Origin of the sequence: Photorhabdus khanii NC19 (genome assembly GCF_000517265.1) — a bacterium.
GTDB lineage: Bacteria > Pseudomonadota > Gammaproteobacteria > Enterobacterales > Enterobacteriaceae > Photorhabdus > Photorhabdus khanii.
On record NZ_AYSJ01000002.1, the window covers coordinates 275,360 to 287,018 of the forward strand.

Annotated in this window: 13 protein-coding genes and 1 other RNA gene; 9 read left to right on the plus strand and 5 right to left on the minus strand. The window is 40.8% G+C overall.

Annotated features, from left to right (window positions below; all coding sequences use genetic code 11):
• Positions 1 to 59 precede the first annotated feature (59 nt).
• Together PTE_RS01255 and PTE_RS01260 are read left to right on the plus strand one after the other, a co-directional pair.
• The gene (locus tag PTE_RS01255; protein ID WP_036842455.1) at positions 60 to 434 is read left to right on the plus strand and encodes a ComEA family DNA-binding protein; all 375 of its coding nucleotides are present in this window, start codon (positions 60 to 62) and stop codon (positions 432 to 434) included.
• A gap of 153 nt (positions 435 to 587) precedes the next feature.
• The gene (locus PTE_RS01260) at positions 588 to 995 is read left to right on the plus strand and encodes an acyl-CoA thioesterase (protein ID WP_021323860.1); all 408 of its coding nucleotides are present in this window, start codon (positions 588 to 590) and stop codon (positions 993 to 995) included.
• A gap of 28 nt (positions 996 to 1,023) precedes the next feature.
• Here the strand turns inward: PTE_RS01260 and queC are convergent, their stop codons facing one another.
• Positions 1,024 to 1,722 (minus strand): 7-cyano-7-deazaguanine synthase QueC, encoded by a 699-nt coding sequence (queC, locus tag PTE_RS01265; protein ID WP_036842457.1) that lies wholly within the window; start codon positions 1,720 to 1,722, stop codon positions 1,024 to 1,026.
• Positions 1,723 to 1,754: 32 nt separating this feature from the next.
• Complete coding sequence (locus PTE_RS01270) at positions 1,755 to 2,807, minus strand: PLP-dependent cysteine synthase family protein (protein WP_036842458.1); 1,053 nt, start codon at positions 2,805 to 2,807, stop codon at positions 1,755 to 1,757.
• Positions 2,808 to 2,933: 126 nt separating this feature from the next.
• Between PTE_RS01270 and PTE_RS01275 the strand changes: the two genes are divergently transcribed.
• The 5 genes from PTE_RS01275 to amtB all read left to right on the plus strand — a co-directional run bounded on the left by PTE_RS01275 (position 2,934) and on the right by amtB (position 8,840).
• Entirely contained in the window at positions 2,934 to 3,395 is a 462-nt protein-coding gene (locus PTE_RS01275; RefSeq protein ID WP_036842459.1) for an Lrp/AsnC family transcriptional regulator, read from the plus strand.
• Positions 3,396 to 3,481: 86 nt separating this feature from the next.
• Positions 3,482 to 5,251, plus strand: a complete 1,770-nt coding sequence (locus tag PTE_RS01280; RefSeq protein ID WP_036842461.1) for a SmdA family multidrug ABC transporter permease/ATP-binding protein — start codon at positions 3,482 to 3,484, stop codon at positions 5,249 to 5,251.
• Entirely contained in the window at positions 5,244 to 7,028 is a 1,785-nt protein-coding gene (locus PTE_RS01285) for a SmdB family multidrug efflux ABC transporter permease/ATP-binding protein (protein ID WP_036842463.1), read from the plus strand. The genes PTE_RS01280 and PTE_RS01285 overlap by 8 nt, the downstream gene beginning before the upstream one ends.
• 167 nt (positions 7,029 to 7,195) lie before the next feature.
• Positions 7,196 to 7,534 carry a P-II family nitrogen regulator gene (gene glnK, locus PTE_RS01290; protein ID WP_036842464.1) on the plus strand — a complete coding sequence of 113 codons (339 nt, stop codon included), beginning with the start codon at positions 7,196 to 7,198 and terminating at the stop codon, positions 7,532 to 7,534.
• A gap of 22 nt (positions 7,535 to 7,556) precedes the next feature.
• Complete coding sequence (gene amtB, locus PTE_RS01295) at positions 7,557 to 8,840, plus strand: ammonium transporter AmtB (protein WP_036842465.1); 1,284 nt, start codon at positions 7,557 to 7,559, stop codon at positions 8,838 to 8,840.
• 72 nt (positions 8,841 to 8,912) lie between these two features.
• Here the strand turns inward: amtB and tesB are convergent, their stop codons facing one another.
• Positions 8,913 to 9,776, minus strand: a complete 864-nt coding sequence (gene tesB / locus PTE_RS01300) for an acyl-CoA thioesterase II (protein WP_036842466.1) — start codon at positions 9,774 to 9,776, stop codon at positions 8,913 to 8,915.
• A 251-nt stretch (positions 9,777 to 10,027) separates the two neighbouring features.
• On the opposite strand from tesB, the gene PTE_RS01305 reads away from it, so the two are divergent.
• The gene (locus tag PTE_RS01305) at positions 10,028 to 10,474 is read left to right on the plus strand and encodes a YbaY family lipoprotein (RefSeq protein WP_036842467.1); all 447 of its coding nucleotides are present in this window, start codon (positions 10,028 to 10,030) and stop codon (positions 10,472 to 10,474) included.
• 131 nt (positions 10,475 to 10,605) lie between these two features.
• Positions 10,606 to 10,702: signal recognition particle sRNA small type (ffs, locus tag PTE_RS23130), an RNA gene on the plus strand.
• A gap of 82 nt (positions 10,703 to 10,784) precedes the next feature.
• Here the strand turns inward: ffs and PTE_RS01310 are convergent.
• Complete coding sequence (locus tag PTE_RS01310) at positions 10,785 to 10,988, minus strand: HHA domain-containing protein (protein ID WP_011147992.1); 204 nt, start codon at positions 10,986 to 10,988, stop codon at positions 10,785 to 10,787.
• A gap of 203 nt (positions 10,989 to 11,191) precedes the next feature.
• Positions 11,192 to 11,266 (minus strand): hypothetical protein, encoded by a 75-nt coding sequence (locus PTE_RS27110; RefSeq protein WP_239002405.1) that lies wholly within the window; start codon positions 11,264 to 11,266, stop codon positions 11,192 to 11,194.
• Positions 11,267 to 11,659 lie beyond the last annotated feature (393 nt).

The window sequence follows — 11,659 nt, forward strand, 5'->3', positions numbered from 1 at the left end:
TGTGCTCAAATTTATCTGTGGCAATCTTTTTTGCACTGATAAAACACGGAGGAATGAGTATGAAAAAATCGGGAATTTTATCTGTTTTGCTTGCTGGCTTGCTTTATACGTGTGGAGGGCAATTTGCAATTGCTGCTGAACACGTAAAAGACAAAGTAGCTAAAACAGCCAGTACTACAAGTAATTCTTCATCAGAAAAGCAGTTACAGCCGCAAGATGCTTTGAAAGTAGAAGAAAAGGGAAAGGTGAATATCAATACTGCAAGTGCAGAAGAATTAGCAAAAGCACTGAATGGTATTGGGGTGAAAAAAGCACAGGGAATTGTTGAGTATCGTGAAAAACACGGCTCATTTACTGCTGTGGAACAGTTACAGGAGGTTCAGGGAATAGGGCCAGTTTTTATTGAACGAAACAGAAGTAAGTTGAGCTATTAGTAGCCATCCAGCATCCTCATTCATGATTTATTTTGTGAGTGGGGATGTTGTGATCGGGGTTGCAAATAAATCACTTTAATTCGTGTAAATTTTTTGTTTTGCTATTGTTAACCAAGCCTGGTCAGATGAGTGATGTTAACGTTAGGAAATATTATGAGTTCAATTATAAAAGTTCATGGTTATCATATCGATTTATTTCAACATGTAAACAATGCCCGCTATTTGGAGTTTATGGAAAGTGCTCGATGGGAATGGCTATATAAGCACTCTGTAGTGGAATGGATACAGAAAAATAATGTTGGGTTTGCGGTGGTTAACATGAATATTAATTATCGTAGTTCAGCCGTTCTTGGTGATGAATTGGAAGTGGATTGCCGATTGACAGAGTTGAGAAACAGAAGTGGTGTATTTTCGCAGGAAATAATACGCAAGAGGGATAATCAACTCATTACAGATGCTAAAACCACGTTTGTGTGGATTGATAGGAAAACGCAAAAAGCATTGTCTATTGAAGGTGAATTACGTGAAATAATGGGAGCTTTGATGAAAACGGGACAATGAGAGGAGAATGTTCTCATTGTCCTTTGGATTAAGATAAATGTGTTTTTGCTTTCATTTCAGTCATTATTTTCTCAGGCGCATTCAGATATTGTTCCAGTCCGCTAGCTCTGAGATGACAAGCTGCACATGTACCACAGCCATTACCTTGAATGCCGTTATAACAAGTCAGTGTCTGGCTACGGATGAAATCTAAATGCTGATAGTAGTCGGACAATGCCCAAGTTTCAGCTTTATTGAGCCACATCAATGGAGTTTCAAAGCGGATATCACGGGCAATGCCAAGGCTTACCGCTTTATTCAGTGCCTTGACAAATTCATCACGGCAATCAGGGTAGCCGGAGAAGTCAGTCTCGCATACGCCAGTGATAACGGTTTCAGCTTCAACTTGGTAAGCATATATAGCAGCTAAGGTCAGGAACAAAATATTGCGGCCAGGGACAAATGTGCTGGGTAGAGTACTTTTTTTACTTTCACTATAGTTAGGAACAGGGATGTTATCACGCGTCAGACTGCTGAGGGCTAGTTCGTTAAGTAATGTGACATCAATTACCTTATGTGCAACAGCACCAAGAGAATGGCTAATATTACGTGCAACATCAATTTCGGCACGATGGCGTTGGCCATAATCAAAAGTGACACAATGTACTTCGTCATATTGATTAATTGCTTGAATCAGACATGTAGTGGAATCTTGCCCACCACTGAATACAACAACAGTTCGTCTCATTGTAACATCCTCATTGGAATAAAACGGCTATGTTACTTATAACCCTGGAGATTGGGTAGCTGCTTTAGGTAAGGTGAGATATCGCCGATATTATTTTTTACCCAATCCGGGTTGTAATAAGTGTCGAGATAACGTTCACCGCTGTCACACAGTAAGGTGACTATTGCTCCTTGTTCTCCACGTTCATGCATTTGATGGGCAAGCAGGAGTGCACCCCAAACGTTGGCCCCCGTAGATGCTCCAACTTTTCTGCCCAGTAATTTTTCCAGCCAATAAATCGTTGCAATGCTGGCACAATCCGGTATTTGTATCATGTCATCGATAACGGTAGGAATAAAAGAAGGCTCTGCCCGGGGACGGCCAATACCCTCAATTTTGCTGCTGTAATTGCCACGTATATCACAACAATTTTGACGGTAGCAGTCATAAAATACAGAGTTTTCTGGATCAACAACAATCAGTTTGGTGTTGTACCCCTGGTAACGGATATAGCGTCCTAATGTTGCGGAAGTCCCGCCAGTGCCAGCGCTCATAACGATATAATCTGGTTCAGGAAAGGGTTCCATTTGCATCTGGCGGAAAATACTTTCAGCAATATTATTATTACCCCGCCAGTCTGTTGCACGTTCAGCATAAGTGAATTGATCCATATAATGACCATTTAATTCTTTCGCTAGTTGTTCTGATTCGTCATAAATTTGCGCTGGATGATTAACAAAATGGCATTTACCGCCGTAGAATTCAATTTCTTGAATTTTACGTTTTGCGGTGTATGAGGGCATAACCGCAATAAAAGGTAATCCAAGTAGACGGGCAAAATAGGCTTCGGATACAGCAGTACTACCAGATGAGGATTCAATAATTGGAGTACCTTCCTTAATCCAGCCATTGATAAGTGCGTAAAGGAATAAAGAACGGGCAAGTCTGTGTTTTAGACTGCCGGTCGGGTGGGTACTTTCATCTTTCAGATATAAATGGATACTTGGAAAAGCCGGTAAATTAAGGCGGATGAGATGAGTATCAGAACTGCGTTGGTAATCTGCCTGAATCTCTTTGATTGCCTTGGTTGTCCAGCTGTGCGACATAAATTGTTCACTCTTAATTAGAATATGATTGATGATGAGTAGATTAACTTTATACTGGGAGAAATGGGTTGTTATTTTTTTCAATATGTGGTTTCTTTATGGAAAAATTTTCTATAAGAGGTGGCTATGTTAGATAAAATAGACCGCAAGTTGCTTAAGTTACTACAGAAAGATTGTAGCCTGTCTCTGAATGCGTTGGCGGAAGCTGTTAATCTTACCTCTACCCCTTGCTGGAAACGTTTAAAACGGCTTGAAGACGAAGGCTATATCGTTGGCAAAGTTGCTCTGCTTGATAGTGAAAAATTAGGACTAGGGTTGACAGTGATTGTCATGATCAGAACTCAGCAGCATAACAGTAGTTGGTATGAGGAATTTGTTGCATTTATAAAGCAAATGCCAGAAGTTCTGGCTTTTTACCGTATGGCCGGTGAATGTGATTATCTGATGCATGTAGAAGTTGTGGATATGAAAAGCTATGATCTCTTCTACAAGCGCATGGTTAATGGTGTTTCGGGATTGATTGATGTTACATCCAGCTTTGCAATGGAAAAAATCAAGTACACTACAGCATTACCGATACCAGATTAACTAATTATTATTCAATGAGTTAACTTCATTATTCTGAATGTTGTTCAACATTTATACTATCTATTTCTATTTCAGGATATACGCGTGTGAGATTATTTTCTCAATTAAGCTGGTACTTCCGCAGCGAGTGGCGTCGCTATCTTGGCGCAGTGACTCTGCTTATTATCATCTCTATTCTGCTACTGGTTCCTCCATATCTGGTGGGCGTAATTGTTGACGGCATCCGTGCTGGTTCTATGCCATCTCACCAACTGATGGTGTGGATTGGTGTTATGCTGGTCATTGCATTGATTGTTTATATTCTGCGTTATATATGGCGCTTATGGTTGTTTGGGGCGTCATATCGATTAGCGGTTAAATTACGGAATAATTTTTACCGGCAGCTTAGCCGACAAACCCCTGAGTTTTATCTGCGTCACCGTACGGGTGATTTGATGGCCCGTGCTACTAATGATGTGGACCGTGTGGTATTTGCTGCGGGTGAAGGGGTGCTCACTTTAGTTGACTCGTTGGTTATGGGTTGCGCAGTGCTGATTATGATGAGTGTACAAATTAGTTGGCAGTTAACTTTATTATCTTTGTTACCTATGCCAATTATGGCAATCATCATTAAACGATATGGTGATCAACTTCATCATCGTTTCAAATCTGCACAAGGTGCCTTTTCTGCTCTGAATAACCAGGCTCAGGAAAGTCTGACCAGCATTCGCATGATCAAGGCGTTTGGTCTTGAAGATCTGCAATCAAATCAGTTTGAACAGGTTGCTGTGGAAGCTGGTCGTAAGAATATGTATGTTGCCAGGGTGGATGCCCGATTTGATCCGACGATTTTTATTGCTATCGGTATGTCAAACTTTCTGGCTATCGGTGGTGGTAGCTGGATGGTGCTGAATGGCATTTTGACTCTTGGGGAGCTTACTAGCTTTGTGATGTACCTTGGCCTGATGATTTGGCCAATGTTAGCGCTGGCATGGATGTTTAATATCGTTGAACGGGGAAGTGCTGCATACAGCCGTATCCGTAGCTTGTTGCAGGAGCCTCCGGTTATTGCGGATGGTAACCGTCATTTATCTCCTGAGCGTAGTGTTCTGAATGTGAATATCAAAGCGTTTCATTATCCGCAAAGTAACAAAACTATTTTAAGTCAAATTAACTTCCGGTTATCACCCGGACAGTTACTGGGGATATGTGGCCCAACCGGTTCCGGTAAGAGCACACTACTTGCGTTGATACAGAGACAGTTTGATGTGACTGATGGGGAAATTCTTTTCCAGTCGATTAAAATTGCAGATATCCGGTTAGATGAATGGCGAGCACGGTTTGCCGTTGTCAATCAAACTCCTTTTCTATTTTCAGATACAGTTGCCGGGAATATTGCTTTGGGACGTCCTGAGGCAACACAGGAACAGATCGAAGAAGTTGCCCGTCTTGCCAATGTTCATGAAGATATTCTTCGTTTACCTGAAGGGTACCAGACGGAAGTGGGCGAGCGTGGAGTGATGCTTTCTGGTGGGCAGAAGCAGCGCATCTCTATTGCAAGAGCATTGCTTTTAGATGCAGAGATTTTGATTCTGGATGACGCTTTATCTGCGGTTGATGGGCAAACTGAACACAATATCTTACAAAACCTCAACCAGTGGAGACAACAACGCACGGTTATTATCAGTGCCCATCGCCTGTCTGCATTAACTGATGCTAATAATATTCTGGTAATTCAGCAAGGTTCTGTTATACATCAAGGGAGGCATCAGCAACTGGCGGATCAGCCAGGATGGTATCGTGATATGTATCATTATCAGCAGCTTGAAGCAGCATTGGATGACGAGGAAACCACAGAGGGAGATAAAGATGACTAAGGTTCGCCGATTGTGGCCGTCTCTGAAACGTTTGCTGGTTTATGGAAAAAATTATCGTAAGCCGTTGGGGCTGGCGGTACTAATGCTGTGGGGGGCTGCAATTGCGGAAGTAAGTGGTCCGATTTTGGTTAGTTACTTTATCGATAATATGGTTGCAACGGGTAATATGCCAGCAGGAGTGATTATTGGGCTGTCTGTAACCTTTATTTCTCTGCAACTGATTACGGCCGCATTACACTATTTCCAGACTTTATTGTTCAATCAAGTGTCAGTTGATGTGGTTCAGCAACTTCGTACTGATGTGATGAATGCAGCATTGCGCCAGCCTTTGAGTGCTTTTGATAATCAACCGGTAGGGCAATTGATTTCCCGTGTAACGAATGATACTGAGGTCATTAAAGATCTTTATGTCAATGTGGTTCCTACGGTATTCCGTAGTATAGCGTTGATTGGTACGATGATGATTGCCATGTTTGTGCTGGAATGGCGTATGGCATTGATTGCAATTCTTATTTTTCCTGCCGTGTTGATTGTCATGGCGATATACCAGCATCTAAGTACGCCAATTGTCCGACGGGTACGCAGTTATTTAGCTGATATTAATGATAACTTTAATGAGATCATCAATGGCATGAGTGTTATTCAGCAGTTCCGGCAGCAGGCTCGTTTTGGTGAACGTATGTTGTCAACAAATCGTGCTCATTATAAAGCGAGAATGCAGGCATTGCGATTAGATGGGATTTTGTTACGCCCATTACTAAGTTTATTGTCTACTATGGTGTTGTGCGGTCTTATTGTTTTGTTTGGGTTCAGTGGGGCAGGAGTGATTGGTGTCGGGGTATTGTATGCTTTTATCAATTATCTTGGGCGGTTGAATGAACCACTAATCGAACTGACTTCTCAACAATCAATCCTGCAACAGGCTGTAGTTTCTGGTGAGAGGATATTTGAATTAATGGATAGCCCTCAACAAGGTTATGGCATGGATAGTCAACCATTATCCAATGGTCGAATTGATATAGAAAATGTCAGTTTTTCCTACCAGGGTGACAAAATAGTTTTACAAGATATTAATTTACAGGTTCCGGCTTATGGTTTTATTGCTTTGGTTGGTCATACCGGTAGTGGAAAAAGTACGCTGGCAAATTTACTGATGGGATATTACCCGTGGCAGAAAGGGGAGATTTACCTTGATAGCCGGCCTGTATCGTCTCTGTCTCATTCGGTATTACGCAATGGTGTGGCAATGGTTCAGCAGGATCCAGTTGTTCTTGCTGACTCTTTCTTTAACAATGTTACGCTTGGTCGAAATATTTCAGAAGAGAAAGTTTGGCAGGTACTGGAAACTGTGCAATTAGCTGAGTTAGTGCGTACGCTTCCTGATGGCCTTCATACTATCTTGGGAGAACAGGGCAATACGTTGTCAGCTGGCCAAAAACAATTGCTTGCTATGGCGAGAGTGTTAGTGCAAGCACCGCAAATTTTGATCCTTGATGAAGCGACAGCAAATATTGATTCTGGTACGGAACAGGCGGTACAACAGGCTTTAAGATTGATTCGTCAGCAAACAACGTTGATCGTGATTGCTCATCGTCTGTCTACCATTGTGGAGGCTGACAATATTTTGGTGCTGCATCGTGGTGCAGTTGTTGAACAAGGACGCCATCAACAATTATTGATAAGACGTGGGCGTTATTATCAGATGTATCAGTTACAACAAGTAAGCAATACATTAAATGAATGTAGCATAATCTCTGAGGAAGAGATGTTGGTTTAATCAGATTTGCACTGATTTGGTGCTCTAACTGGAGAGTACATTCGTTGCTCTCCTCTCTTCTTCTCCCCTTACTCTATTATTACTTGATTTTTATATATTTCTAATTTCTGGCACACCATTTGCTATTCCTTTATTGCAAACACAATCGCCGGATGGCAGGGGGATATATGAAGCTCATTACGACAATTATAAAACCATTCAAATTGGAGGATATTAGGGAGGTTCTCTCTGGTCTTGGTGTTCAAGGATTGACTATAACAGAGGTAAAAGGATTTGGTCGTCAAAAAGGGCATGCGGAGCTTTATCGTGGAGCTGAATATAGCGTCAATTTTTTACCTAAGGTGAAGGTAGATATTGCTGTAGCAGATGAGTTAGTTGAGGAGGTAATTCATGCAATTCAGCAATCGGCTTTCACTGGAAAAGTTGGCGACGGTAAAATTTTTGTCGTCGAATTACAACAGGCTATCCGTGTCAGAACTGGTGAGATTAATGATGCGGCACTGTAAGTCACTGATAGAGACGATATATATGAAAAGACAATTCTCTGTGGCTACCGGTGTTGTGGCCAGTTTTTTACCATCATTATCTCAGGCAGCGGAAGGTGTTGCTGATAAAGCCGATAATGCTTTTATGATGGTTTGTACAGTACTTGTTCTGTTTATGACAATTCCGGGAATTGCTCTATTTTATGGTGGATTGTTACGGAGTAAAAACGTTTTATCACTGATGGTTCAGGTTATGGTGAGCTTTGCTCTGGTATGTGTATTGTGGGTGATTTACGGTTATAGTCTGGCTTTTGAGCCAGGGAATGGTTTTTTTGGTAGTTTTAGTCAAATGATGCTAAAGAATTTGGCACTCACCAACTTAAGTGGCAATTTTTATCAGTTAATTCATGTGGCATTTCAGGGCTCTTTCGCTTGTATCACAGTTGCTTTGATTATTGGTGCGCTAGGGGAGCGTATTTATTTTCCGGCTTTGTTAATTTTCAGTGTGCTGTGGTTGACGTTTTCTTACTTGCCTATGGCACATATGGTTTGGGGTGGTGGTATTCTTTCACAGGATGGTGCGCTGGATTTTGCTGGTGGTACAGTTGTACATATTAATGCTGCTGTAGCTGGATTGGTTGGTGCTTACTTATTGGGAAAACGTACTGGTTTTGGGAAAGAAGCATTTAAACCGCATAACTTGCCGATGGTCTTCATCGGTACTGCTGTGCTCTATATCGGTTGGTTTGGTTTTAATGCGGGTTCTGCTGGGGCTGCTAATGAAATCGCTGCTCTGGCATTTTTGAATACAATTGTGGCGACTGCCGCCGCTATTCTGTCATGGGTTTTTGCAGAATGGCTTTTCCGTAATAAACCTTCTCTTTTAGGGGCATGCTCAGGCTGTATAGCCGGATTGGTTGGTATTACACCTGCTGCGGGAATGGTTGGTGTTGGTGGTGCACTAATTATTGGCTTAATCGCGGGTTTTGCCGGGCTTTGGGGAGTGGTGGCCTTAAAACGGTGGTTACGCGTTGATGATGTGTGTGATGTATTTGGTATACATGGCGTATGTGGGATCGTGGGTTGCCTCCTGACTGGAGTTTTTTCGGCGAAATTATTGGGCGGAACCGGTTATGCAGAGGGTATAACTATGTTGGAACAAGTGAGTATTCAGGCTTTTAGTATATTGATTTGTGTGGTTTGGTCAGTAATTGTTTCTTTTATTGCTTTTAAAATAGCAGATCTGCTGGTAGGGCTGCGGGTTTCTGTTGAAATTGAAAGAGAAGGTCTGGATATTAATTCCCATGGAGAGAGCGCTTATAATTAATCTGTGATATAAACAGGCAGCAATAAGATCGTAAGTGTGATGCTAATTTCTTATTTGCTGCCCTTATTATTTTTATCTGTGCCGTTTCCTGATTAGCCCTTCTTGCACAGTGGAAGCAACAAGTACACCTTCATGATTATAAATTTGTCCACGAACAAAACCACGGGCCCCAGAAGCTGATGGACTATCTATAGCATAGAGTAACCAGTCGTCTAGTTTAAACGGACGATGGAACCACATAGAGTGGTCAATAGTTGCTATCTTAATATCTTTCTCAAGGAATCCAACACCGTGTGGCTGTAATGCTGTTGGTAGGAAATTAAAATCAGAGGCATATCCGAGCAGATATTGATGCATAAAAGGATCAGCTGGCATATCGCCATTACTACGGAACCAAACATAGCGTACAGGTTCTTCTGGTAGGTAATTGAATGGGCTGTAATATTTTACTGGTCTCATTTCTAACGGGCAGGGGCGGAGAAAAATATTCTGCATCTTCTGTGGCAGTAGATGCGACATTTTTTTTGCAATTTCGTCCTGAGGGATAAGTTCTTCTGGATAGGGGACATCTGGCATCATATTTTGGTGTTCAAAACTTTCTTCATGACTTTGGAATGAGGCGGTCATATAAAAGATAGGCTTACCATTTTGAATCGCACTGACTCGCCGGGCACTGAAACTTCCTCCGTCGCGCAGGATCTCGACATCATAGACGATGGGTTTGCTACTGTCACCGGGGCGTAAGAAATAGCTATGGAAAGAGTTGCTCATCCGGTCATCAACAACGGTTTGTTTGGCAGCATAAAGTGCCTGACCAATCACTTGTCCCCCGAAAACCTGAGGAAAGCCCAAATCTTTACTTTGCCCCCGGTAAATGCCTTCCTCAATTTTTTCTAAGTTCATCAAATTTATCAGATTCTTTAATGACTTGCTCATAATATACCTTTGTTTTCTATTTGGTTATCAGAGAGTACAAGAGATGATTATTGTCCCATTAATAGATGATAAATAAATAACTAAATTGTAAATGTTTTAAGTCCTGATAGTAGTGCAATAAAGAATATGAGATTAATTGGAGTTTTATATTCAAGTTTTTAATCTATAATCCAGGCGGTTTAGATTTAACGGCTTGATATTTCAATTTATTTTATTATTTACATAGATTAGTTAATAGTGGAGGAATGTGTATGAAATTATGGCAGCTCCCTGCGAGCGTATTACTGGCGGTTGCTTTGGTTGGATGTAATGGTAAAGGTCCTGAGATAGTAGATACTCAGGTGGAAGAGATTGAAAATCCAGTAAAACTCTCTTTTGTTGAAGGCAATATTAATATATTGCAGCGTATAGCGTTGCCAGCGGATGCGGTTCTGACAGTGACTTTATCTGATATATCTTTGGCTGATGCACCTTCAGTTACTCTGTCTAAAAAGATAGAACGTTTAGGTAGGAAACAATCACCTTTCCATTTTGTTCTGCCTTACCGGCCAAGCGAAATTAAGCCACATGCACGTATTGTTGTCAGCGCTTCTGTTTCGCTGCATAATCGTTTGATGTTTGTTACAGATACTGCATATGAAGTGATTAATAACGGACAGACTAAAGATATCGAAATTACGTTGAAAGCTGTCAGATAATACATTTTCTTATGTATTTACCTCACAATGTGCAATAAAGCATCATTCGGGTCTGCTTATCTTGCTATTTAGATAGGTATGAATGATAATGGCACCGCTTTGAAGTTAAAGCAACACGTCAATGGGGGCTCTGTTGGTTCTCCCGCAACGCTAACTTGTTAACTTGGTCAGGTCCGGAAGGAAGCAGCCATAGCAGGGGATGTGTGTGCCGGGATGTCGCTGGCAGAGCCCTCACCAATTTTATTGGTAATCCAATTAAGCCGATAGAACTTTACCGGCCCGGATCACTTTCTACCTGATGAAAACTATTTTAGCGAACGTATTTCCACACTGAAGGTGGAATTCTATCGTATAGTTTATTCATGGTCAGCTCAGCTAGTCGGTGATCCGCAGCAGAGTAGAATAGTTCAAGTTCATCTCCTGAAAGTTCATATTTATTCTTTTCAATCACACGTTCCAGTGTATCAATCGTGGTGCATTTTCTTAAACGCATCAGATAATCAGTTTTAGTCATAGTCGCCTTTCTTATTTAATATATATAAAAAATTATTTAGTGAAATATTCAATCAAATTTTGCTCAGGGAGCAATTTAAATCGTGTAACAGGATACTGGTTAAATATTCATTAGTTTTTACCATTCCGTAAGTTCAGAAAAGCTAATCTTAATTCGCTTCCAAACAAAGTATAAGTATATGTATTATCAAAAAATTTATCAATTCAAGTGAGAAGGCTGAAATCATCAGAATATTTTATTTTAAAGTGCCAAACTAAAATTGATATGTACTCAATCAATTCATTTAGCTTTAAATTATTCTGAGACGTAAGAACTATTTACACAACCAGTCTCAATGTACTCTGTCACTAGAGGTGCCTCTTGCCTTAGATTCTCACATCAGTATTTTAATTCAGCAATGTCACGTTATCCTAGTGAATATTCATCCATGCTATGTATCTCCCCGTATATGTATGGCATTACTTAATTTGAGTCAAACACTAAACATATGCACGTATTATAGAAAATTTCTTTCGAGAGATTATTATTATGTGTCTATAATCGTTCTTTGGGATTATTTATCTTTTTTACAGGCAACTCCAATTTGCTTTTAGTAAATCAGAATCTCCTCTTAAACAAAAACTCATGCCTTAACGTAATAAACTATAAATATCGGCTAGTATATGAGAGTT

Coding starts and splice junctions, on each gene's coding strand:
- PTE_RS01255 (WP_036842455.1), top strand. CDS start 60: ATGAAAAAATCGGGAATTTTATCTGTTTTGCTTGCTGGCTTGCTTTAT.
- PTE_RS01260 (WP_021323860.1), top strand. CDS start 588: ATGAGTTCAATTATAAAAGTTCATGGTTATCATATCGATTTATTTCAA.
- queC (WP_036842457.1), bottom strand. CDS start 1,722: ATGAGACGAACTGTTGTTGTATTCAGTGGTGGGCAAGATTCCACTACA.
- PTE_RS01270 (WP_036842458.1), bottom strand. CDS start 2,807: ATGTCGCACAGCTGGACAACCAAGGCAATCAAAGAGATTCAGGCAGAT.
- PTE_RS01275 (WP_036842459.1), top strand. CDS start 2,934: ATGTTAGATAAAATAGACCGCAAGTTGCTTAAGTTACTACAGAAAGAT.
- PTE_RS01285 (WP_036842463.1), top strand. CDS start 5,244: ATGACTAAGGTTCGCCGATTGTGGCCGTCTCTGAAACGTTTGCTGGTT.
- glnK (WP_036842464.1), top strand. CDS start 7,196: ATGAAGCTCATTACGACAATTATAAAACCATTCAAATTGGAGGATATT.
- amtB (WP_036842465.1), top strand. CDS start 7,557: ATGAAAAGACAATTCTCTGTGGCTACCGGTGTTGTGGCCAGTTTTTTA.
- tesB (WP_036842466.1), bottom strand. CDS start 9,776: ATGAGCAAGTCATTAAAGAATCTGATAAATTTGATGAACTTAGAAAAA.
- PTE_RS01305 (WP_036842467.1), top strand. CDS start 10,028: ATGAAATTATGGCAGCTCCCTGCGAGCGTATTACTGGCGGTTGCTTTG.
- PTE_RS01310 (WP_011147992.1), bottom strand. CDS start 10,988: ATGACTAAAACTGATTATCTGATGCGTTTAAGAAAATGCACCACGATT.